This window comes from Photobacterium sanctipauli (assembly GCF_003026495.1).
GTDB lineage: Bacteria > Pseudomonadota > Gammaproteobacteria > Enterobacterales > Vibrionaceae > Photobacterium > Photobacterium sanctipauli.
This window is the reverse complement of the sequence record NZ_PYMA01000001.1, coordinates 360,191-382,839: the sequence shown is the minus strand read 5'-3', so window position 1 is coordinate 382,839 and position 22,649 is coordinate 360,191. Positions and strand designations below refer to the sequence as shown.

Genomic DNA, 22,649 nt, shown 5'->3' with positions numbered 1-22,649 from the left:
AACTCATCAGTAAGTGACTAGACGCCTACTGTCATGTGCAAGCCATAGAACACGCCACGGCCCACCAGTTCGGAAAGTAGCACTAGGCCGAAGCTCAATGCCATCACGGGCATTCCCGGGCGGCTGTTCATCAAGTTAGGGATGAACCAAACAGCAAGGGCTGCAAGCAGAAGGCCAATACGGATGATCTGCAGTTGCGCCATATTGGGGATAAGTTCCGCTGCTGTGATCACTGACGTTTGGATCTCAGCAAGGCCAATCAGCTGGCTAACCAATGCCACCAGACTGATTACAATGGCAACGGCACCGATGTATGGCAATACGCGGTCAAGATTTGCCATTTTGTGCTGAGCGCCTGTTAGCAGTAGGTGACCGAAAATCAGGCCAGAGATAACCATCGTGCTTAGGAAGGCAATTGGTGTATACACCGTATTCCAAGTCGGCACTGTGTCTAGCAAGTAAAGCTTGGTCATCGAGAACATAAAGCTCATGCCAACAACCATGCCAGCAACAAGCAGCGCCTTGCGAATTTTCTCGCTACCTTTATCCAGCATTTCAAGTAACCAGTAACCGCCACCGAGGGCAAAGAAAGCACTGCCGGTGAAGATTTCATTCGATAGCCAAGAGCTACCCACTTGGTTAAGTGCATTGAACGCACGTAGCGGACTACCTAAGTGCATGGTTGAAGCCATAAAGCCCATGCCCATGATCACCCAGATAAAGAACATGGCTTTGTGCAGGCGGTCATTCACGCCAATACAAAGCTTACCGCTCAGGATCACTGCACCAAGTAGGATAAAGGCACCGACCGCTGTTTGCGCCAATACTGTAAATAGGATCAGAGGCCATTCATGCCAAGCCATCTTATACCTCCTTAGGGTTTGCTAGGAAACCGGTGCGATCGCCAGTTGGGCGAGCATGGCGGTTTGCTTTGATAACCAAGTTAGGCTTGGTTTTCAGTGATGATGGCAAAGGCGCAACATCGGCATTGGTGCCGTATTTCGCACGAAGCTCGTCGATAGGGCCAAATTCAAGCGCACGTAGCGGGCACGAACCGACACAAATAGGCTCAAGACCTTGGCCAACGCGCTCAAAGCAGCCGTCGCACTTGGTCATGTGGCCTTTCTCGGCGTTGTATTGAGGTGCGCCGTAAGGGCAAGCCATTGAGCAGTACTGACAACCGATGCAAGTATCAGTATCTACCACCACCAAGCCATCTTCCTTACGCTTGTGCATCGCGCCTGATGGGCACACTTTGGCACACGCCGGCTCATCACAGTGGTTACAGGCGATGGATAGGTAGTAAGAGAAGACGTCCTGACGGAAAGTTTCCCCTTCCTTCACCCAGTTACCCCCGGTGTACTCGTAGACGCGGCGGTAGTTCACGCCGATGTCTGAGTCCTTGTTATCTTTGCACGACAGCTGACACGTTTTACAGCCGGTGCATTTGCTTGAATCAATATAAAAACCGTATTGTTTCATGGTTTAAACCTTATGCTTTTTTCAGCAGTTGCACGTCGACTAGGTTGGTGTGTTGCGGGTTACCTTTTGCCAGCGGGCTTGGACGCTGGGTAGTGAGCACGTTGATGCTACCGCCGTGATCAACCCCTTTCTTGTCTGGTGCGTACCATGCACCTTCGCCCAGGGCGACAACACCCGGCATCATGCGAGGGGTCACTTTGGCAGTCAGTTGGATTTCACCGTGTTCGTTGAAGATACGGATAGGATCATCGTTCTTGATCCCGCGATGATCGGCATCCATTGGGCTCATCCACATTTGCTGTGGCGCTGCTTCCATGATCTGCTCTACGTTGCCGTAGGTGGAGTGGGTACGAGACTTGTAGTGGAAGCCCGTTAGCTGAAGTGGGTATGTCGAGCGTTTAGGATCATTCCAGCCGTTAAAGGTATTGGCATACACAGGCAGGGCGTGGATAACATCGCCTTCAGGTAATTCCCACTCCTCGGCAATGTTGGCAAGGCGCTCAGAGTAGATCTCGATTTTACCCGATGGCGTCGCCAGAGGGTTGTTTTCAGGATCTTTACGGAACTCAGCATGGGCAACGAAGTGCTCTGCCTTACGCTTGTAGATACCTTGCTCGCGCATGGCATCAAAACCCGGCAGGGTTGGATCAAGCTTACGGGTTTCAGCGTAAAGGTGGCGTAGCCAACCTTCCTGATCTCGGCCTTCAGTAAATTCTTTTTCGATACCAAGACGCTTAGCAATCTCTGTACAGATGTCGTAAATGCTACGCGCTTCGAACACGGGCTTAATCGCCTGACTTGCGAAGATGAAGTAAGGCATATTGGCTGCAGCACCATCCATACAGAAGTCGGACTGCTCAGAGGTTGTCAGATCAGGCAGGACGATGTCTGCGTATTTGGCAGAAGACGTCATATGGTTATCAACCACGACAATCATTTCACAGGCCTTATCGTCTTGTAGAATGTCGTGGGTACGGTTGATGTCTGAGTGCTGGTTGATCAAACAGTTGCCCGCGTAGTTCCAAATGAACTTGATTGGCACATCCAGCTTGTCTTTACCGCGAACACCGTCAGCTTTGGCTGTCATTTCTGGACCGCGAACAATCGCATCAGTCCATAGGAACATAGAGATAGCCGTTTTGATTGGGTTCTCTGGGATAGGGAAGCGCACGAATGGAATCGCTTGGTTACCTTCACGAGAACCAGTACCACCACCATTGATGCCTACGTTGCCTGTTAGGATGGCCAGCATAGCGATAGCACGTGCTGTTAGCTCACCATTGGCGTGACGTTGTGGGCCCCAGCCTTGGAAAATAGCACATGGCTTGGTTGAGCCAATTTCACGGGCAAGTTTGATGATGATATCAGCAGGAATACCGGTGATATCCGCCGCCCAAGCGGGTGACTTCTCAGTTTGGTCTTCACCGTTACCAAGAATGTAAGACTTGTAGTCAGAGTTTGCAGGTGCTGATGCTGGTAGGGTTTTCTCGTCGTAGCCTACGCAGTATTTGTCCAAGAATGGCTGATCAACCAAATTTTCTGTGATCATGACGTGAGCCATACCGGCGACAAGCGCCGCATCGGTACCCGGACGGATCGGTATCCATTGATCTTCACGGCCACCGGCTGTATCGGTATAGCGAGGATCGATAACGATCATTTTCGCGTTTGAACGAGCTTTGCCTTCCATTAGGTGGTGGATCTGGCCACCGCCTGACATGCGCGTCTCGGCTGGGTTGTTGCCGAACTGAACAATCAGCTTGGTGTTTTCAAGATCAGAGAATGAGTTGTTGGCACCGTTACCGTAGGTGTATGGCATACCTGCGGCAATCTGAGCGGTTGAGTAGTCGCCGTAGTGGTTGAGATAGCCGCCGCTTAGGTTCATCAAACGGGCAATCAAGGTAGCGCCAGGTGGCCATGATTTGGTTACCGTGCCGCCAAGGGTACCTGTACCGTAGTTGAGGTAGATGGCTTCGCTACCGTAGTCTTTGCGAATACGGTTTAGGTTATTGGTGATGTCGTCAAAGGCTTCATCCCAGCTAATACGCTTGAATTTGCCTTCGCCGCGTTTACCCACTCGCTTCATTGGGTATTTCAAACGATCTGGATTGTATACCCGGCGGCGCATTGAACGGCCACGCAGACAAGCGCGTACTTGGTGATCGCCGTATTGGTCTTTACCGGTGTTATCGGTTTCAACCCATTTGATTTCACCATCGACAACGTGCATACGTAGCGGGCAACGGCTACCGCAGTTTACGGTACATGCACTCCAGACGACTTTTTCATCTTTTGGTGTAGCGGCTTCGACTTTACTTGATTTAAATGGCAGCGTCATACTGCCTGCAACTGCAGCTAGCCCACCTACAGCAGAGCTTGATTTGATAAAATCCCTGCGGGTGAATTTAGGTGCAAATAGCTTTTTGAGTTGTGTTTTCATTGCACGACATTCTCTGTATTGACTTACTCGTCCTACACTTAGTGGGTAGGTTTCTGACACGTATTTTCCGCATCGGCGAAGTGGTTAACTTTGCTTTCGATCAAATAGAAATGCGCAAATTATTCATCACTGTTATGAGTTATTAATTGTGTAATGAATGCCGTTTCATTTTGTAACTAAATGATTCTATATCGTTGAAATGTAATTGATAATTAATATCAACAAAGGTTTAATAGCAAAAATATTTGTTCTCGAACAAGTTTTCTGTGTCAGAAATCAGCTAAGGTTTTATTCACAAATTGAATAAACATGTTTTCAGTCGCTAATTGGCGTTGGCGATATGAAAAAATATTGCAGTTAATGAATATGCTGGAGGACAGTGTGACCACTGAGCACATGGCAACCATCGCCCGAATTTTGGGCAGCTTTTTTTACTACCCTGTGAACCATGAGGCTAACCTTCAGCTTCGAGAAGTACTGGCGCAAGACGACCAAGAAACGGTGTTTACGCCAGTGCTAGCACTGATGGATCAAACGTCGGCGGAAGCTATCAGCAGTGACTTCCAAACATTGTTCGAAGGCTGTGAGGTAATGCCGGCTCCGCCTTGGGGCTCGGTCTACCTCGATAAAGAACAGGTTATTTTCGGTGAGTCGACGATCAGCTTTCGCGCTTTTTTAACTCAGCATGAGATGTCGCTTGATACCGGGATGCGTGAGCCAGAAGATCAGTTTGGCCTGATGTTGCTGGCAATGGCGCAGTTGCTTGAGGAAAAGCAAGATCTTGAAGCCGTGAAAGTGATGCTGGGCGAGCATATCTTGCCTTGGTCTTCTCGTTACCTTGAGCTAGTGCAAAAGCATGCTGATACCGAAATTTACCAAATGCTAGCGGCGATTGCCGAGCAGTGGCTGTTATTGCTGCAAGAAGAATACGGTATTCAGCCTGTTGAAAAGCGAGTGTATTTCTAGTTTCTAATCAATCGCACCTAAACTAAAGGCCGCAATTGCGGCCTTTTTTATGTGTGTAATTCTTGATGCCTAAACTGCGGCGGCTACCTTGTATTTTTTGCGGTACTGGCTTGGGGTTAGTTGCTTATATTGTTTGAACTGGCGGTTAAAGTTAACTTGGTTACGGTAGCCAACGCTTTCGGCAATCAAGTTGATGGGCTGCGAGGTGGTTTGCAGTAGCTCTGCGGCATGGTTTAAACGCAGCTTTTTCAGGTATTGGCTGAAGTTCTCTTTGAAATTAACCGAAAACAGGCGGTGAATACGTATTCATGTGCTTGGCGAGATCCCCCAAGGTAATAGCGTGCTGGAAGTTATCATCCATAAATTGGCAGACCTTTTCGATTTTTTCCTTGTTGGTTGTGTCGCTGGCTTTTTCTTGCTTGGAGGCGAAAGAGAGTAGGGTGCTGGTGTCTTTATCAGCGACCAATATGGACAAGACTTGAATCAATACACCTAATTGGTGCATCGGCGTATTGCTACCGACGCCATCGAGAAGCGCCAGTACATGAATGCTAGCTTGTGGTGAAAACTGTACGCCTTTCTCTGCCCGTTTGAGTAGAGATTCGAGCTTTCGCATTTCAACGCAGCTGAACATCATGTTGGCTACCCACTCTTTTTTGAACCAGATGACATGGGTCTCGCATAGCGTGTTATCCCCGGTGGCTCCGTCTTGCTGCGCTGGGTGAGAGTAAAAGCGGTGGGGGATGTGCGGGCCTATCAGCATCATGTTATCACCAGAAAAATCGCCCTGATAATGGCCGACTTCCGCGACACCGTGAAAGTGGCGGTGGATAACTAACTCATATTCTTGATGAAAGTGCCAGTCGTAATGCTTGTGAGGCTCTTCTACTTGCCGGTAGCGCCATGAAAATCCCTCCCTTTGCATCACTTTCTCGATGTTAGCTTTCTTCATGGCTAGAGCCTTATTATGGTTGCGCTGAATGTGCGAAATAGTACTTATTGATAACAATATAGTACTTGGATTTCTCGGTATTTTAAGTAAATGACGGAATAGTATTGATAGTTGGCAAGATCAGGCTAAATCCAATACGTGTGAACCTTACATTGAGCTCAAACGCAAAGAGAGGAGGGCGTATGAGCAAGTTAAAAAGTACTATTCAGTCATTGGTTGAAACGACACGTCGTGATTGCTTGGCAACCATTGTTAACGGCTATAAGGCAGATTATCGCGGACACTGGCAAGCGCTTGGCTACCAAAGCAAGGATGAACTTGAACAGGACTTGGCTGCCAGCGAGTCACGCAAGCAAGCCAAGCAACACCTTACGCTTTAGTCGACTTTATATGGATTCAGTCATCGGATCTTTAAGTTGTAGTTTCAAGGTGTTGGCCTGATTGAGCCTTCTCTGCTTGGGGTTGATCATCCGTATGGGTAGTAAGCTCGTCTTTGGTTGCCTCGGTATTAGAGGTTAATAGCTTATCGCAGATGTAGTTGCCAATCGGGATGGCTGACGTGGCGGCTGGTGAAGGCGCGTTACAAACGTGAAGGCTTCTCGGGCTTTCGGCAAAGAGAAAATCATGTACCAAACTCCCGTCTTTTAGAACCGCTTGGGCGCGGATGCCTGCCGGGTAGGGGAGTAAATCCTTGGTCGCGAGTTGCGGGCAATATTTATTGACCAGCTTCAGGTAGCCGGGCTTCCACCATGAGTTTTTGGTTTCAACTAACCCTGTTTTCAGGTTGTTGGCGGTGACTTTCCAGAAGCCTTTGAAACGCAACATCTCGGCGGTATCTCTCAGGCTGAAGTTGACCTTGCCGTAACCTTCGCGCTTCCAGCCTTGAACGGCATTAGGGCCGACAGTGACTGAGCCATCAATCATCCTCGTTAGGTGGACGCCAAGGAAGGGCAACTCCGGATCGGGGATCGGGTAGATAAGGTGATTGACGATGTGGTTATGCTCGGGCTTTAATCGATAGTATTCCCCCCTATATGGCACGATCTGAAAGTCGGTCTCGATTCCCAGCATTTTGGCCAGCCTATCGGCCATTAGCCCTGAGCAACTAACGATAAAGCGAGCAGCAAGGTGGACGGGCTGGCCGTCACTTTTAGCATGGATGCTAACCCTATCACTCGTTTCATTCATTGCCACGACTTCAGTACGTTTGGCAATCTGTCCCCCGAGGGCGATAAATGCGCCGGCCATTTTTTCGGTCACCAAGCGGTAGTCAACAATGCTGGTGGCATGGACGAGAATCGCCCCGAGCCCCGTAATGTTAGGCTCCTTTTGTTGTAAGCCTGCCTTATCGAGTAGTTCAACGTCGATACCATTTTGCTGGCACCTTTCAAACAAGGCATGCATACGCTCGACTTCGGTATCGTTGGTTGCAACCAATAACTTGCCGCAGTTTTCTACCGCAATACCATGTTGTTGGCAAAAGGCCTTGGTTGCTTCGACGCCTGCTTTACAAAATTCGGCTTTGAGGCTTCCCGGCGCATAGTAAACACCCGCATGGATCACCCCGCTGTTGTGGCCCGTTTGGTGCGCGGCAAGGTGATCTTCTTTCTCTACGACCAACACACTTTTGTTGGGACAGCGTTGCTTAAGCTGCCAAGCCGTTGATATGCCGACAATGCCCCCACCCACAATGATGTAGTCGTATATCTTTTCCATGATCAACTCCTTGTAATTTGATTGAAGGCGAGGCGATTGCCACTGTTTAGGACTCAGTGATGTTTGCACAAATTGGTCGGTTAATTTTGGCTAAAGAAATCGAAGTTGTCGGCATTCGATGGTGGTTTTGTGACTTGAGTTTGCGCGTAATGTCATTGGGTGTCAGGAAATGATTGGTTACACCATGATGAAATATAACAGTTTGTGCATATTGAAAATTATAGGAGATGTTATTGTGAATTTTAGAGCATAGGAAGGAGTGTCCCCTCTTCTATGCTCTACTTTAAGTGTAAATTATTTGAATGTAATACTATCAACAAGTATGGCACTATCGTAAATACTATCACCAACATCAGTTACGTACAGGCTTAGATTGATTCTTTTTCCTGAAAACGCACTAATATCAAAAGTTGCATTCTGCCAATTAGTTGTATAAACGTCCCCTTGGTCGAAACTAATGTTTGACTTAGAAAGTGAAGCTGGATTAGTACAAAGTTCATTGACACTGGTTTCTAAGAGAATAGAGCAGTTAGTTAGATCGCTATCAACTTCGCAAATCTCTACAAAAAACTTATCGTCAAATTGCGTGTTACAGTACTCGATAAACTCTTCAGAGTAAAAATTCCAATTAAAGCTAATTGTATTCACATCGTTACCTAAACAACCTTGTTGGGTTAACTTACCGGATTGGGTAGTAAAGCCTAAACCAGTTGAGATGATGCTCATATATTTTCCATCAGTTGGTTTATCTGGACCTAACTGGGTTATGATTCGCCCATCACCTTCTTTATTCCAAGGTGCAAGGTTTCCATTTTCGAATTTGAGGTTATTAAGCATTCCATTTGATAGTTGAAGGTTATCTGAACCTAATGTTAAGAGATAGGCAACACTGTCATCACCTTTTTCTTTATGGTATAAGCTATCATTAACACCGTATAGGTCCTGTGCTATTTTTACAGCTTCTGATAACTGCAGATCATTCGTTAGCATCTCACTTATTATCGTTTTTGTTGCATCTTGGGCATATTTGGAGATCACATAATCATCAAATCCAATAGTAGCTCCTGCTCCTTTTGATAATAAAACGTACGCTAGTGAATTATTGTACATGGAACGACAAGCTGAAAGTGTTACTAGGCTATTTGGAAGTTGCTTAACATAATGATTGAAAAATGAAGGTAATGCGTGTAAACCACCATCTGAGCTTAGAGCGAGTCGTTTACTTTGAAGGTCATCTTCATATCCTGTTAAGATGAAATCTCCATTTTGGTCGATTGGTAGGTATAGTCCTGTATCAATAGTAATTAAAGATAGATTTCCCTGGAGAAAGTCATTTGGCCCCCAAGAGTTTTGCCATAAATTTAAAAGACCACTATAGTAGTTGTCAGCATGAGTTGATAAATGGATGTAGCCATATTCTTCTATGTTTTTAAAATCATTAATAGAAACTCCCATGTTTTTATTATTTACTTTCTCTGTAGCTGGATATAGGCTGCAATTATTTTTATCTTCTATTACTTTCCATGCGCCATAATAATCATCTTCTCCAAAGAAGTTATTTTCTGCATCAACGATTGGATTATCAATATATGGGCTGATGATTATTGCTTTGCTACTTTTTATTCTGTTTTCTAAACTATTTGATGCTTTACTGTTTAAGTCGAGTGTCTGTCGAGATATATTGTTTTTATGATAATAACTAGGTGTAAGTTTAGTGTTTTCTACAGGGGGATTATGAGTGGTATTTGGTCTAGATTTAGAGTAAACTTTTTTCCCCTCTAAAGAGTTATGATGGAGATTCAGCAGGCCACTATTTGTTATCCACCAAACGCCCCCATCTATTGTAGTAGCAGCATGTGCAACAATACTTTCACTCTGTAACATTTTTACAGCTTTTTCAGCAGCACCAGTATCAGAGTTAGTTAATTTAGCTTGATAAATCTCAGCGACTTGATTTGAAAGGTTTATGGACTTTCTTATCTCATCATTTGTATAATGCTCACCGACCCACAGACATTTCTTTTCCGACTGATAGAAACTACCTATAGAGTCATCGACTTTAACTCTAAAGCACTCGTAGCCGATTTTATGTCCGGAGAAATTGAAAACTGCTGTATATATGCCATCGCCTTCAATCTCATCTGGTAATATACCGTTATCAAAGAGAACTACTTCCATAATATCAGATGTGGTTCCATTTTTAGATTCGCGATGGAGTTCTAAAATTGGTGAGTTACTGTTACTAGTTCCAACCATTGCTGTTATCTGTAGTGGATTATCTCCGATATAAGCTACTGATTTATCAAGTTGCAACGGGGTTGTAAAGTCTAAACTCTCATAATATGTAATTATAGTGCTTATTGAAATTGATTCATTATTATCTAAAATCATATTAAAAGTAAGTGAGTTGTCTCCTTCAGTAAGTATTAAATCAATACTCCACTCACTTATTCCAGAGACTTTTCCTTGCTCTGATGTTGATGAATTACTATATTTTATTTCCTTAATAGGTATGTTTGAAGAGGCTACTCCTGATATTTTTACGTTTCTGTTATTTGTTACTTTTATAGAGCTACCAAGTCCTATAATTGCAATAGAGCCTTGAGTTGATAATTTGTTTTCTGATACTGGAGTATTTCCTCCACCATCACTTCCACCATCGCTTCCTTCATTACTACCACTTCCTCCACCACATCCAATGAAAGTAATGATAATGAAAATAATAAGTAAAAAAACACTATTTTTAAAGAAAGACATATAATCACCACTTTATATAACAAAATGATAATTTAACTAGGCTGTAAGGTTTGCTTTTTCCTACAGAATTTAAACTTTAGTTAAATGTTTCATTACTGTTGTCTCAATAGTTAGAATTGAGATGATGTAATATCGATGGTCTTGTGTGCTGGTGTTTTTTATGATTGTTGATAGATTTTTCTTATTTACGTGTTGACCTTATAGGCTGTAAAGTATGTTAGGTTTACAGTTGTTGGTTGTTGGTTGTTGGTTGTTGGTTGTTTTGTGACTTGAGTTTGCGCGTATTGTCATTGGGTGTCAGGAAATGATTGGTTACACCATGATGAAATATAACAGTTTGTTCTATTTTGTATTCTAGCCGGGCCTAGCAAAGAATCTTTGTTGCATATGGGGTATCTTGAAGTCGCTCGAAAATGCAGTTTCAAGCAAGCAGCACCATACTGTAGTTAATCTTGTTGTCGGTAGGGGGAAGCGATGTTTAGGAAGGTCAGTGACTTTGAGTTCTTTAAGTTGTTTACCGTGCTCGCACTGTATTTTGCCGGTTTCATGGGGCTCTATCATATCTTTATCCATACCAATCTTAGCAATAACCTTATTATTTACCTGTTTGTCGTACTGGCTGTTGTCGTGAGCTCGGTATTGATCCTAACGCTATACAAGTTACGCAAGCGGAAGAAAGAAGCACGTCGCTTGGATTAATATCTGACTAGATTACCGGACATCAACTATACCTTTAGAGTGCTTGAGCCTATGCCTAGGCTCGAGCGCTGGCTGTCTCAGATAGCCATGTCTTCTCACTATGGCCATTTCACGATGGCGGGAGGTAACCATGGGCTTAGTCATCACCAAATATGAGCAAGTTTGGATTGACGGGTTGAATCGTGGCGATGTATCGGGAGCAGACGAAGCGTTTGCGCCGCATTGTGTTATTCATATTGCAGGGGCGCCAAGTCCTGACTTGTCGGTTGACGAGTTCAAGGGGTTAGTCGGTGGGTTGCTGGCTGCCTTTCCAGATTTAAAGCTAACCGTAGAAGATCAAATTGTTTCTGGCGATAAGGTGGCAACACGTTGGTCGGCGCAAGGTACGAATACCGGCATGTTGGGTGATAATGCGCCAACGGGCAACACGGCAACGTTCCATGGGTTAATTATCGATGACGTGGTAGACGGTCAAGTTGTTGAGCGCTGGGAGCAGTGGGATCAAATGGGGATGCTTCAGCAGCTAGGGTTAGTGTGAGTCATCTATACTCTTAACGACTTATTACGGAACAGTATGGATTCGTTATAAGGCTGATTTTCTAACGAGGATAGCATCATGTTATTTCTAGTTTCTTGGCAGCTTCATGAAGGCCGATTACACCCGGTGTTGGCACACTTTGCTCAAATGAGCGAGTCGCTTGATAAAGACATGATGGGCGATGAAGTAACCATGGTTGGCCGTTGGCATGATTTGGTGAGTGGTAGCGGGGTGGCCATTGTTGAGTCGGATAGTGCTGAGGCGGTGGCGGCCTATGCATTGGCTTGGAACTCAGAAATGGATATCTCGGTTCAACCCGTTGTCGATGATGCAGCTGCCCGACGATTGGGCAGCTTGTTGCTGGAAGAGTAGGTTGAGTAACAGTGGCTTTAGCCAGAGCTGGCGGGTAAGTGGAACTGTTGCAAGAAATGGTTTTCCTCTTGCTTGGTTATCAATTGACTGTGGTGAAGCATCAAAATTGATTGAATGATTTTGGTTCCAAGCCCCATCGAGCCTGATGGGGCGCTTGGGTCGATATCATTGCACAGCTTAATGGTTAGGTTAGGATGCTGGTGGATAACCTCTAACGCGATGCGGCTATTGCTAGGCGCATGGCGAATCGCATTTTCGAACAAGTTGGCAAATAGCCTGAGCAATAGCTGTCTATCGCCAAACACCACTTCTTGCTCCGGTATCGAAACCGCCAGTGACAACGCTTTTTTATTCGCTTCCGGTGCAAGGCTTTCTTGTATCTCCTCTATCACTTCATAAAGTGCAATTTGCTCAAACTTAGGTTGGGGAGCTTGTTGCTGGTTTCTAGCCAAAGCCAACTGTTCGCTGAGCTGCTCTGATAGTTTTTCTGCATTGCGATGGGCTGTATCTATCAGTGCATTGGGCTCTTTATTCTGGATTTTCCATGTTTCTAAATAGCCCAAGATACTAGAGAGCGGTGTTTTCAAATCATGGCTGAGCTGCATTAATAGTTCGCGTCGACGCGCTTCTTCTTGCTGTAACTGAAGAAACTGCTGTTGGATTTGTTGCGCCATTAAATACAGTTGCTTGGCAACAGGTTTCAGCTCAGGAACTTGGTTTACAAATTCGGGTTTAAGACGAAAATCGTTGCCAGCCTGATCTTGTAGATCCCCCGTGACATGCTCAATCGGTTTAAGCAAAGTGCGTTTGACTAACCGATAGGTTAAGTAGCTAAAGCCGATAACCAGTAAGAGAGAGACACCGATTAGATAGAATAGCGTCGTGAGTTGTTCTTGCTCGGCTAACAAGGCGCGCTGTTCACTGCCAATCACTACATATAAATAACCAATAACAGAACCGAATTCGGTGATGGGGGCGACGGAAAAGACTTTCTTTACGCTCGGATTGCGTGGGTCATCACCGAGAATCGGGAAGGGCTGGTTGTCGAGAAATTGTTGGATAGGGGAGAGACTGACACTGCCGAGTAGTACTTTGCCTTCAGGGGCGGCATGGGTGCGGATGGTGCCTTGTTGGTCAAGAAAGTAAATTTCAAAATCAGGACCAAGCAGCATTAAGGTGTGGAATAAAGATTTTAATGCCGCTGGGTTAAAGTCGGTGCCTTGCATGAGCGGACTATCGTCCCGCATATGGGCAGCAAGTTCCTTGTGTAACGCTTGCTGGGTTCGCTGTTCAACCAATTGCTGTTGGTAAACAAAGAGACCGCCGAGCAACAACGCCGAGAGCAAAAACCAAAAGCCGGTTAGTAGGAGTAATCGGTGTTTAAAATTCATATCGACTCCTTACGCGGCATCGGATCTTGCCTGGAATTTGTATCCAACGCCCCAAACAGTATGGATATATTTATGCTGCGTGGTAGGCGGCTCTAGCTTGGTACGCAGACGGTTGATCGTGCTGCAAACAGTGTGGTGGTAGCCGCTGAAATTGGTTTGCCATACTTGGTCTAACAACTCATCTTTGCTATATACCCGACCAGGTTTACTGGCAAGAAAATGCAGCAGAGTAAATTCTGTTGCGGTCAGGGCAATAGGCTGATCATCCAATTCAACTTGATGGGATTGGGGGCGAATCGTCAGCCCTTCAAAGGAGAGAATCGTCTCTTCGTTGGCCTGAATTGTCAGTGGTTGCTCACTATCGTTTTGTGCCTTTTGATTTGGCTGATCATGATTTTGCTGGGGATGACTCTTACGCCGTAAGATTGAACGCACCCTGGCTTGAAACTCCAACACGCTAAAGGGCTTAGTGAGGTAATCGTCAGCCCCCGACTCAAGGCCATCAACTTTATCTTTCTCAGTATCCCGGGCGGTGAGCATAAGTACGGGTAACCAATTATCTTGTTGGCGTAGTTCTTGACATAGGGTTAAGCCGTCACCATCTTCTAGGCCGCGATCAAGGACCAATAAATCAAACAGCTGGCCTGCATGACTGGCGTTGGTGATTGAGCTTCTTGCTTGCTCTAGACTGGTTACTCGCGTGACTTCATGCCCCTGAAAGCTCAGGTGCATGGAAATTAAATCAGCTAAGTCATTGTCATCTTCCACGATGAGGATCATGGCAGGATCAACCTGGTTTGTTAGTGTTGTCATCAGTACATCCCAATCATCGACATAGTTAGCAAGCTGTACCTAGTAGGGTACCTAGATACAATCCACATACTTCCTAGCTAACGACCGGATGTACTGATATTTCTTTCATCACATTGGGAAGTTTTCCCGGGTGACGGGTTAAAATTTTACTCGGTGCGAGTAATGGTTAATCGTGCCCCCGGATTGAGAAAACGGTGGGTTGCATTGAGGGCTGAAGTTGCCAGTCCATCATCTTGGCTAATGACGCCCGCGTGAAACGAAACCCTATCGTTATCATCTCGGTTGCTATTGAAGCCTTCACCGCCAGCAGCGGGTCCGGGCACGGTTGCTGCAGCTTCATCATTGGCTTCGGTTCCTGAATCCCAAACCGCCATGTTGATACTCATGCTGTCACCAACGGCTAAGCTGGAGAGTGAAATTTGTGTTTCGCCAACGAATCCATCATTGGTATTCACCAACATACTGCCTACCGAGACATATTGCGCTTGATCAGGGTTGAATGTCATGGTGACGCTGTCACTTTGTGAGGGGAGGATCACGCCAGCGCCTGAAAAACTGTAAGCGACGGCAGCATCATTGAGAAGTTCGCTGTTATCGCCACTTTCGGCCATCAGTTCCAGCGCGTTCGAAGCTGGCTGGCCAATTTCAAACATTTGGTAGTCGGCATCGTGTGCCAATACCGCAAGCGGTGACAGCGGCTGGTTAGAGGTTAAGTTTCTTACCTCAACGGTATAGCTCACCATGGTATCTGCTGGGGGCGGCGTATCATCGTCCTCATCAAAGATAGGACAGCCCGCGAGAAGGGTGGCGCTGGTTGCTATAAGTAATAAACGGTATTTCATCGCAGCCTCCTTACTTCACCGTTACTGTCACAATGGCAACTGGGTTTAGCCAGCGATAGGTTGCGCTGTTGATATCACTTAAACCGCCATTGGGATCGCTGTCACCGAGATTACCAGGGTGGATATGGACTTTATCATTGGTCACGGTTGTTTCTACTCCTGTCCCGCCACTACCAAAGTTAATAAACGGTGGGTTAGGCATACTGCCAGCGAGTTCGTCATTGGCTTCGGTGCCTGCATCATAGCTATTCAAGGAGAAGGTATAGGTGCCCGGTGTTGATGGTATCTCCCAGCTATCAAGGCCAACGAAGCCATCGTTGGTTGGCAGTAACATGGCGGTGATCGACAAGCGGTTGGCATCACCGGTATCCATGCTGGCCGTTGCGGATACACCCGGGTCAAGGATACCGCTGGCAGGATCTGAGGCGACGACAGCACCCGCGTTGCTTGCCAGTGACGCAAGCCCTGAAATATCGCCGCCTTCAGCCATTGCTTCTACTTCGGGTGAGGCGCTTTCACCGGTACGGAAAAGATAAACATCGCTGCTGTGCGCGGCGACTAAGAGTGGGGTGAAGTAGATATTTTTGGTGGCGTTGGTGATAGTGACATCAATCTCAGCGGCATGAACGCTGCTGATGGCGATTGAACCTAAGAATGCACTGGTAATGGCAACTGATGCTAGGGTCTTTTTCATTGTTCTGTCCGTTTAGTAATGAATCACGTTATTACTATGGCGGGTAAATCTTGCAGACCCCTCGCACAGGATTCATAACTTCATCGCAAAACTCTCACAGAATTCTCACAGTAAATAGTGCAATTGCCTCAATAGGTTGAACTAAACCCTTAATTACTACGTTTGGACTAATAGGTTATATTTGAACCCAGAGGTGAGTGATGAACCGAATACACCCCAAAGGTCTGCTGCAAAGCAAGTGGACTAAGGTGGCAGTGCAAAATAAAGAGAAGCACTTTGTGATCACTGACGTTGAGTTTGATGAGAACCAGAAAGTGATCCACTGTGTGATTGAGGCCGTGATAAACCATCACCAGTACCCTTTAGATTGGCATGAGCTTAAAGACGCTACACTTTGGCGAGTGGGTTGGAAGTAGTGATGCAATGTGTGGGATAACGATAGGCAGTGTTTGAAATGATGACTTATTACTGGCTTTTGGGGGCTAAATGACTAATATACGGGTTCGCGGCTGCACAGTTCATCAATGTATTTATAGAGATTAATATGATTGTCGAAAATGTGCTTCCTAGCGATTATGCAGAGATGCTGGTTGTCTGGGAAAATTCAGTCCGAGCAACCCATGACTTCATCACAGATGAGGATATTGAGTTTTTTAAACCTATTATCATTGAACAAGCCTTTCCTGCGGTTTCACTTCGCTGCACCAAGAATGATGCAGGCGAGATCATCGGATTTATCGGTGTTCACGAAAAGAAGATTGAAATGCTATTTGTCTTGAATGAGGCAAGAGGACAAGGGGTGGGTAAGGCGCTATTGCAATACGCGCTTACTGAGTTTGATGTAGCGGAGGTGGATGTAAACGAACAAAACCCTCAGGCAGTTGGCTTTTACCAACGTATGGGCTTTAAAGTTGCGTCACGCTCGCCGCTCGATGGTATGGGAAAACCATTTCCAATCCTGCATATGACGTTGTGATTCTCGGTGCCAATTAACCGTGTCATGTCCTGATAGAAGAAGCACTTGACGCTAATAACTGATGGTGCTTCCGTTTCTATATCTCATGTTTATTACTCACAAATATGAAACTCTCCCTTTCTTAGGGAATCACTTCCTACGCCTTGCCAAATGGTATAGTAACAAAAAGGTGCTGGTTAATATTTGTGTGAATTTATTGCTTGGTTGTTGTGGTGGTTTTCTACATTGATTTATATTTAACAGCTGTGATGTTTGGTGTGAATGTGTTTATTTAACTGTTGTGGGTTAATCTTTATTTATTAGGGGTTGGTTTCTAATAAGTAAGAAAGATTGTCTAGTGATTTGTTGTTCTTACCTTTTGAATAATAAAGATATTTGCAAAAATATGTAGCACGGATATTAATGGCAACAGCTTGTTACAAATAGCGCTATGATACAGATCGCAATAAGCCGCTAATAAAAGTCAGTTTAATCATTAATTATGTAAAGATTATTTCAGTCTTTATTTAAGACAACTATTAGCTGCTGTGTTTCAAATCGCTCGGTACAAACAGGGATGTAGCCGTTGATTCACCACGCTTTTTGTATTCCCATGCTACTTAAGTGAGTGATTTATGATCGTCCCTTTGCTATCGCTGCCAATTATATTTGGTGCAGGTTATCTGATCGTTAAAAAATACAATACTCAAGCTGCGCTATTTGGCGCGGGCTTGTTGATGATCTTGATTGGTGTTATTTCAGGTAATACTGAATTCCTACCGTCGGGAACAAGTTCTTCTGGTGCTATCGTTTTTGATTTCTTCTTGGTGATCAAAGCGATTTCTTCCTCTACCGTGGCCAATCTTGGTCTTATCATCATGAGTGTGGCGGGTTTTTCTAGCTACATGAACCACATCGGTGCCGCGAATGCGATGGTGCAGGTTTCAACCAAGCCATTGTCATTGTTTAAGAGCCCATATGTGGTGTTAGCGCTGACTTACATTCTTGGCCAGGTGTTAAATATCTTTATTCCGTCAGCGGTTGGCCTAGCCATGCTGTTGTTGGTAGCCATGTACCCGGTATTGGTACGTATTGGTTGTACCCCAGCGTCAACAGCGGCAGTACTGGCAACAACCGCGTGTCTTGACTTGGGACCAGCATCGGGTAACTCACTGAAAGCTGCTGAAGTGATTGGTATAGACGCTGCTGCTTATTTTGTTAGCCACCAGATGATCGTTGCCCCTGTTGTAATGGGTACGATTGCTGTCCTGCACTATTTCTGCCAACGCTGGTTTGATAAGAAAGATGCGGAGAAGGGGATTACTCACGAGCTGAAAGTGGAAGATAAAGAAGAGGCCCAGGCACCGAAGTGGTTCGCTATTCTGCCAGTTCTACCACTGTTTATGCTGCTGACCTTTAGCAGCTTCGCGATTGATACCATTAAGGTTGACGTAGTGACGGCCATGTTCACAAGCTTGTTTATTGCCATGGTGTGTGACTTTATTGTTAACCGTAACGGCAAGAAAGTGGCGGCGTCACTGAAAGTGTTCCTCGATGGTATGGGCAAGGCGTTTGCAAGCGTTGTTTCCTTGATTATCGCCGCACAAACCTTTGTTGTGGGCCTAAGCACCATTGGGTTTATCAGCATGCTGCTAGGTGCAACGTCGACGGCTGGCCTGGGGTATTTGCCGATGGTGATTGTAATGGTTTCGATTATTGGTGCGACGGCATTGCTGTCAGGCTCTGGTAATGCGCCATTCTTTAGCTTCTCTAACCTTGCACCAGAAGTTGCTGCAACGCTAGGCGTATCAACGGCTGCATTTGCACTGCCAATGCAGTTATCAGCCGGTATCTTCCGTTCATTCTCACCAGTTGCAGGGGTTGTTATCGCTTGTGCTGGCGCGGCGGGTGTATCGCCAATTGAACTGGTGAAACGCACTGCGATCCCGATGATGGGTGGCTTGGTTGCATTGGTGGCGATGAGTGCATTTCTTGGCTAATGCCCATATCACTCGATGGTTAATCGCGAGTGCTAATTAACCCTTTTGAATATACAGGCTCAGCATCTCTTGCTGGGCCTTTTTTGTTGTTCTTCTCATCAGTAACCATTACTCGTTATTTGTAATACCAGCTAAAGTATATTCTTCGCGAATGCTTGGTTGGCATTGCATTTTATTGGTTTATTTATTGGTTTATTTATTGGGGTTTGAGCTATCACTCTGTTTTATCTTAGATATTTATACTCCTTCCAAAACGGCACAGTATCAAGATTACATGTAAAAAATTACACATAACTTTAACATTTCGCTGTTATAAAAATTGCCGAACTATCTAGAGCCACTACTCAAATTATTTTTATTCAGTTTACAAGGTTGCGTTATGAGTCGATGTACTACCACAAACGAAATATTTAATAAAAGTACGAAAAAGCCACTTTCTGACATTATGGCCAAGGCAATGTCACGTCGAACGATGCTTAAAGGTACTGGCAGAGCGGCGGCGTTCGGTGCCATGACCAGCTTGGGTTTGACGGGGTGTAATAGCTCGGATTCTTCTACCAGCGATAAAACCCAAGGTATCTCTTCGCTGGGGTTTGAATCTGTCAGCGCCCAAGGAAAAGACGCATTTGTGGTGCCGGAAGGATATTTCGCTCAAGTACTTGCTCCTTGGGGGACAAACCTATTTTCTGTTTCGGTAGATGGCGAGCCTATTCAACCGTTCAAGCAAGATGGAACCAACACCGATATCGACCAGCTGCATTCTGTTGGGCAGATGAATGATGGGATGCACTATTATCCTTTGGATGATACCCAAGGTATTTTGTGTATCAATCATGAATTTATTTCCAATGGCACACTTCACGAAGAGGGTTACTCCCCAAACGATGAAGTTATTCGCCAAGTAGATAAAGTAAGAAAAGAATACTATGCCCACGGTGTTTCCGTTGTGCACATCCAACTGTCTCAAGGAATATGGCAGGTGGTGGTAGATAGCCCGTATAACCGACGGATCCACCTTTCGACCGAGATGGATGTGACTGGCGCTATTGCTGGCAGCGGTTTATTAACGACCAAATTTACCGCCGAGAAGGGAAGACCAAACGTCACTCATGGTACTTACAACAACTGTGGTAATGGCTTTACTCCTTGGGGGACATACCTGACATGTGAAGAAAATTGGCCGGGCCATTTTAAGATCACATCGGAAGTGGATCCTGTTAGAGAGCGATACGGCACTAAAAGTGATAAAGCCTTTAACGGTTGGGATACGCCTTTCGCTTATGATGAGCAATTTACTGGTGAATTCAAGCGCTGGGATATTAGCAAGACATCGGATAACCCTGAGGATGATTTCCAAAACTACGATAATGGTTTTGGCTATATTGTTGAAATCGATCCGTTTTCCCCAAATGCCAAGCCTGCAAAACGCTCTTCTATGGGGCGCTTCCGCCATGAAGATTGTACCTTTGGTGCATTAGAACCGGGTAAACCTGTGGTGTTTTATAGCGGTCATGACGGAAGATTTGAGTATGTCTATAAGTTTGTCTCAGACGCCCTGTGGGATGAAAGCGATGCCAGTGAAAACTTGCCACAAGGTACTGATCGCATGGCTATCGGTGCCAAGTACATGGATGAAGGCACGCTGTATGTGGCCCGGTTTGATGAAAATGGTAAAGGTGTATGGTTGCCATTGACACAAGACGGCGTGACTGAATCCGGCGTGCGGTTAGGGGTTCTTATTGGAAACCAAGCTGAAATTATCCGTAATACCCTTGGGGCAGCCGATGAAATGGGGGCAACCCCGATGGATCGTCCTGAATGGACAGCGGTGGATTACGATACCGGGTTGGTCTACCTCGCTTTGACGAATAACACCGACCGAACTGAGGATGACGTGAATGCGGCAAACCCGCGTCCTGATAATGAATACGGCCATATCATTCGCTGGCAAGAAGGTGCAGATGATACTGAGTTTGAGTGGGAGATCTTCATTTTCGGCTCTGCCTCTGAAAGCGACGCGGCTAGCATAAATTTGTCTGGCCTGACGGAAGATAATGAATTTTCATCGGCTGACGGTATTACCTTCGACCAACGTGGGATCTTGTGGATGCAGACCGATTCCGGTGCCAAGAAAGACATTCAGGTTGATAACCAGATCTTGGCGGTGATCCCATCCAATTTGGACGAAACAAATACGGGTGAGCCAGTGGTTAATATGAGTAATCAAGAGCAGGTTAAGCGGTTTGCGGTGGCGCCGACAGGGTCGGAATCGACCGGGATCACCTTCTCGCCAGATTACATGCACATGTTTACCAATGTTCAGCACCCAAGCAACTGGCCGCATTCTGCACTCAATGCTTCGGTTGAAACGCCGGATGATGGCCGCAGCTGGCGCCCTCGCTCCAGCACAGTGGTGATTTCACGTTATGATGGTGGCAAGTTGGCTGAATAAGTCCGCAAGGTATTGAGCTATAATATAACGAATGAATGCCCCTTCCTGGGGCATTTTTTAGTCAGCCGCTTATATCACTTTTGCTTGCCCCAACATACGCTTGAGTACTAGGTTTTTGGTGACAAAGTGATGTTTAAGTGCCGCAGATGCATGAAGCAAAACAACCAGGGCCAGTGCCGCGCAACTGATGCGGTGCACCGTAAAAAAGAAGCTATTGATATCCGGAGAAGTTATCGGGTTGGGGATAGTGATGAGCCAAAATAATTCGTAGCTTGTTTCAAGCATCAAAAAGCCACTGATAAACACGACCAACATCAATTGGTAGATGACACTATGAATGAGGTGAGCCAGGCTTGATTGCCACTGGGGGATACCTTTTTCATTAAATGATTTGACTGGACGAAAATATTTCCAAATCCAGCGTATTATAAAAGCAATACTTCCAATGGTTGCTAAGGACATATTCAATACTGATAAGAATTGAAAAATGTTCGGGTGGCTATCAATGACTAAGTGCATGGCATAACCTGCACAGGTTGCGTATATGATGATAATCGCCATTAGCCAATGTAAATATCGGGTTGCTCGGTCATAATTTACTGTTTTCATGGTGGTTCCTAGCCAAGATATTATATTTGTTATTTCAAGCTAGCAACGGAAATATGCTTTGTCATGAATATTGACGTGACATTAATTCAATAACGAAGATGTAACTTAATTAGTTGTTTTATTTTTACGATAATAACGTGAATTCAATATATCAATCAGGCTTGTTTATAATTATTTAGCTGGGTTTTATATTTTAGGACAAGCATGGATAACGCAACCAGTGATTGCTTATTACAAAGTGCTGTGTATGGCACATTATTACACGTGAGTGCATGAAAAAGGGAATAAGACTGCTACTATGCGTTACCAGATTTACGCCTAATCGTGTAGGAGCGAGCAGTAATGGCACTAACAGACAGAGAAAAAAGTTTAATCAGCGGGATGCTGTACCACCCGGACAATGATGGGTTGCCAGATGATAGAGCAGTGGCAAGAAAGCTGAGTCATGAGATCTCCAATTGCTTTGATAAACAAGAGAAAACCGAGCTTATCAAGCGTTTGTTTGGCAAGGCAGATGACACCACCGCCCTGAATGGCAACTTTTTCTGTGACTATGGCTATAACATCACGGTTGGCAAAAATTTCTATATGAATGCCAATGGCGTGATCCTCGATTGTGGCAAAGTGACCATTGGCGATTATGTGATGATTGGGCCGAACGTTACCTTGTGTACCGCAGGCCATCCGCTTGATGCTAAAACACGTTACACCTATGAAGAATTCGCTAAACCTATCACAATTGGCGATAAGGTGTGGATTGGCGCCAATGTATTGGTATTGCCGGGCGTGACCATTGGTGATGGCGCGGTCGTTGGGGGCGGCAGTGTGGTGACCAAGGATGTACCGGCTGATACCGTCGTCGTTGGTAACCCAGCCCGAGTCGTAAAAGAAAATATCAACGATTAACGGTTTGTCTGCCAGTGACAATTAAACTCTGCTGGCAGACGTATATGAATGCAGTATTGGCGTTA

Annotated in this window: 21 protein-coding genes and 1 pseudogene; 10 read left to right on the top strand and 12 right to left on the bottom strand. The window is 45.5% G+C overall.

Translation table 11 applies throughout. The features are described 5' to 3' along the window. Window positions 1-17: 17 nt before the first annotated feature. The 3 genes from C9I98_RS01700 to C9I98_RS01690 are packed head-to-tail and all read right to left on the bottom strand — an operon-like array spanning window position 18 to window position 3,922. Complete coding sequence (locus C9I98_RS01700; RefSeq protein ID WP_036828078.1) at window positions 18-863, bottom strand: dimethyl sulfoxide reductase anchor subunit family protein; 846 nt, start codon at window positions 861-863, stop codon at window positions 18-20. Between the two features lies 1 nt (window position 864). Beyond that, window positions 865-1,482, bottom strand: a complete 618-nt coding sequence (locus C9I98_RS01695; protein ID WP_036830725.1) for a DMSO/selenate family reductase complex B subunit — start codon at window positions 1,480-1,482, stop codon at window positions 865-867. Window positions 1,483-1,492: 10 nt separating this feature from the next. Next, entirely contained in the window at window positions 1,493-3,922 is a 2,430-nt protein-coding gene (locus C9I98_RS01690; RefSeq protein WP_036830726.1) for a DmsA/YnfE/YnfF family dimethyl sulfoxide reductase, read from the bottom strand. A gap of 381 nt (window positions 3,923-4,303) precedes the next feature. Here C9I98_RS01690 and C9I98_RS01685 point away from each other — a divergent pair, with 381 nt between their 5' ends. Next, entirely contained in the window at window positions 4,304-4,888 is a 585-nt protein-coding gene (locus C9I98_RS01685; protein WP_245907067.1) for a molecular chaperone TorD family protein, read from the top strand. Window positions 4,889-4,957: 69 nt separating this feature from the next. On the opposite strand, the gene C9I98_RS26765 is transcribed toward C9I98_RS01685, so the two are convergent. Both C9I98_RS26765 and C9I98_RS01680 read right to left on the bottom strand, forming a co-directional pair. Next, complete coding sequence (locus C9I98_RS26765; RefSeq protein ID WP_245907075.1) at window positions 4,958-5,131, bottom strand: helix-turn-helix domain-containing protein; 174 nt, start codon at window positions 5,129-5,131, stop codon at window positions 4,958-4,960. Between the two features lie 34 nt (window positions 5,132-5,165). Next, entirely contained in the window at window positions 5,166-5,840 is a 675-nt protein-coding gene (locus C9I98_RS01680; protein WP_245907066.1) for a cupin domain-containing protein, read from the bottom strand. Window positions 5,841-6,022: 182 nt separating this feature from the next. Between C9I98_RS01680 and C9I98_RS01675 the strand changes: the two genes are divergently transcribed. Continuing rightward, complete coding sequence (locus C9I98_RS01675; RefSeq protein WP_036825002.1) at window positions 6,023-6,220, top strand: hypothetical protein; 198 nt, start codon at window positions 6,023-6,025, stop codon at window positions 6,218-6,220. Between the two features lie 136 nt (window positions 6,221-6,356). Here the strand turns inward: C9I98_RS01675 and lhgO are convergent. Then, window positions 6,357-7,556: pseudogene (gene lhgO, locus C9I98_RS01670) on the bottom strand (L-2-hydroxyglutarate oxidase); the annotation flags it as partial. 294 nt (window positions 7,557-7,850) lie between these two features. Then, the gene (locus C9I98_RS01665; RefSeq protein ID WP_107271486.1) at window positions 7,851-10,313 is read right to left on the bottom strand and encodes a choice-of-anchor L domain-containing protein; all 2,463 of its coding nucleotides are present in this window, start codon (window positions 10,311-10,313) and stop codon (window positions 7,851-7,853) included. A 474-nt stretch (window positions 10,314-10,787) separates the two neighbouring features. Between C9I98_RS01665 and C9I98_RS01660 the strand changes: the two genes are divergently transcribed. The 3 genes from C9I98_RS01660 (at window position 10,788) to C9I98_RS01650 (ending at window position 11,922) form a co-directional block, all read left to right on the top strand. Then, on the top strand, window positions 10,788-11,012 hold the full coding sequence (locus C9I98_RS01660; RefSeq protein ID WP_107271485.1) for a hypothetical protein: 225 nt from the start codon (window positions 10,788-10,790) through the stop codon (window positions 11,010-11,012). A gap of 130 nt (window positions 11,013-11,142) precedes the next feature. Continuing rightward, entirely contained in the window at window positions 11,143-11,550 is a 408-nt protein-coding gene (locus C9I98_RS01655) for an ester cyclase (RefSeq protein ID WP_036826563.1), read from the top strand. A 78-nt stretch (window positions 11,551-11,628) separates the two neighbouring features. Further along, window positions 11,629-11,922, top strand: a complete 294-nt coding sequence (locus tag C9I98_RS01650; protein WP_036826560.1) for a DUF3303 domain-containing protein — start codon at window positions 11,629-11,631, stop codon at window positions 11,920-11,922. Window positions 11,923-11,939: 17 nt separating this feature from the next. Here C9I98_RS01650 and C9I98_RS01645 read toward each other — a convergent pair whose 3' ends face one another. From C9I98_RS01645 to C9I98_RS01630, 4 genes are all read right to left on the bottom strand, one after another. Continuing rightward, window positions 11,940-13,313, bottom strand: coding sequence for a sensor histidine kinase (locus tag C9I98_RS01645; protein WP_036826557.1), 1,374 nt, complete (start codon window positions 13,311-13,313; stop codon window positions 11,940-11,942). 9 nt (window positions 13,314-13,322) lie between these two features. After that, entirely contained in the window at window positions 13,323-14,126 is an 804-nt protein-coding gene (locus C9I98_RS01640) for a response regulator transcription factor (RefSeq protein WP_107271484.1), read from the bottom strand. 146 nt (window positions 14,127-14,272) lie between these two features. Next, complete coding sequence (locus C9I98_RS01635; protein ID WP_107271483.1) at window positions 14,273-14,968, bottom strand: spondin domain-containing protein; 696 nt, start codon at window positions 14,966-14,968, stop codon at window positions 14,273-14,275. 10 nt (window positions 14,969-14,978) lie between these two features. After that, a complete protein-coding gene (locus C9I98_RS01630; RefSeq protein ID WP_036827963.1) occupies window positions 14,979-15,662 on the bottom strand; it encodes a spondin domain-containing protein in 684 nt (227 codons plus the stop codon). A 200-nt stretch (window positions 15,663-15,862) separates the two neighbouring features. Between C9I98_RS01630 and C9I98_RS01625 the strand changes: the two genes are divergently transcribed. The 4 genes from C9I98_RS01625 to C9I98_RS01610 all read left to right on the top strand — a co-directional run bounded on the left by C9I98_RS01625 (window position 15,863) and on the right by C9I98_RS01610 (window position 21,069). Next, window positions 15,863-16,078 (top strand): TIGR02450 family Trp-rich protein, encoded by a 216-nt coding sequence (locus tag C9I98_RS01625; RefSeq protein ID WP_036827965.1) that lies wholly within the window; start codon window positions 15,863-15,865, stop codon window positions 16,076-16,078. 128 nt (window positions 16,079-16,206) lie between these two features. Next, window positions 16,207-16,638, top strand: a complete 432-nt coding sequence (locus tag C9I98_RS01620) for a GNAT family N-acetyltransferase (protein ID WP_036827973.1) — start codon at window positions 16,207-16,209, stop codon at window positions 16,636-16,638. Between the two features lie 617 nt (window positions 16,639-17,255). After that, on the top strand, window positions 17,256-18,617 hold the full coding sequence (gene dcuC, locus C9I98_RS01615) for a C4-dicarboxylate transporter DcuC (protein WP_036829294.1): 1,362 nt from the start codon (window positions 17,256-17,258) through the stop codon (window positions 18,615-18,617). Between the two features lie 379 nt (window positions 18,618-18,996). Then, complete coding sequence (locus C9I98_RS01610; protein WP_107271482.1) at window positions 18,997-21,069, top strand: PhoX family protein; 2,073 nt, start codon at window positions 18,997-18,999, stop codon at window positions 21,067-21,069. 69 nt (window positions 21,070-21,138) lie between these two features. Here the strand turns inward: C9I98_RS01610 and C9I98_RS01605 are convergent, their stop codons facing one another. Further along, window positions 21,139-21,678 carry a cytochrome b gene (locus C9I98_RS01605; RefSeq protein ID WP_107271481.1) on the bottom strand — a complete coding sequence of 180 codons (540 nt, stop codon included), beginning with the start codon at window positions 21,676-21,678 and terminating at the stop codon, window positions 21,139-21,141. Between the two features lie 342 nt (window positions 21,679-22,020). Between C9I98_RS01605 and C9I98_RS01600 the strand changes: the two genes are divergently transcribed. Further along, the gene (locus C9I98_RS01600; protein ID WP_036822135.1) at window positions 22,021-22,584 is read left to right on the top strand and encodes a sugar O-acetyltransferase; all 564 of its coding nucleotides are present in this window, start codon (window positions 22,021-22,023) and stop codon (window positions 22,582-22,584) included. The last annotated feature ends 65 nt before the right edge of the window (window positions 22,585-22,649 follow it).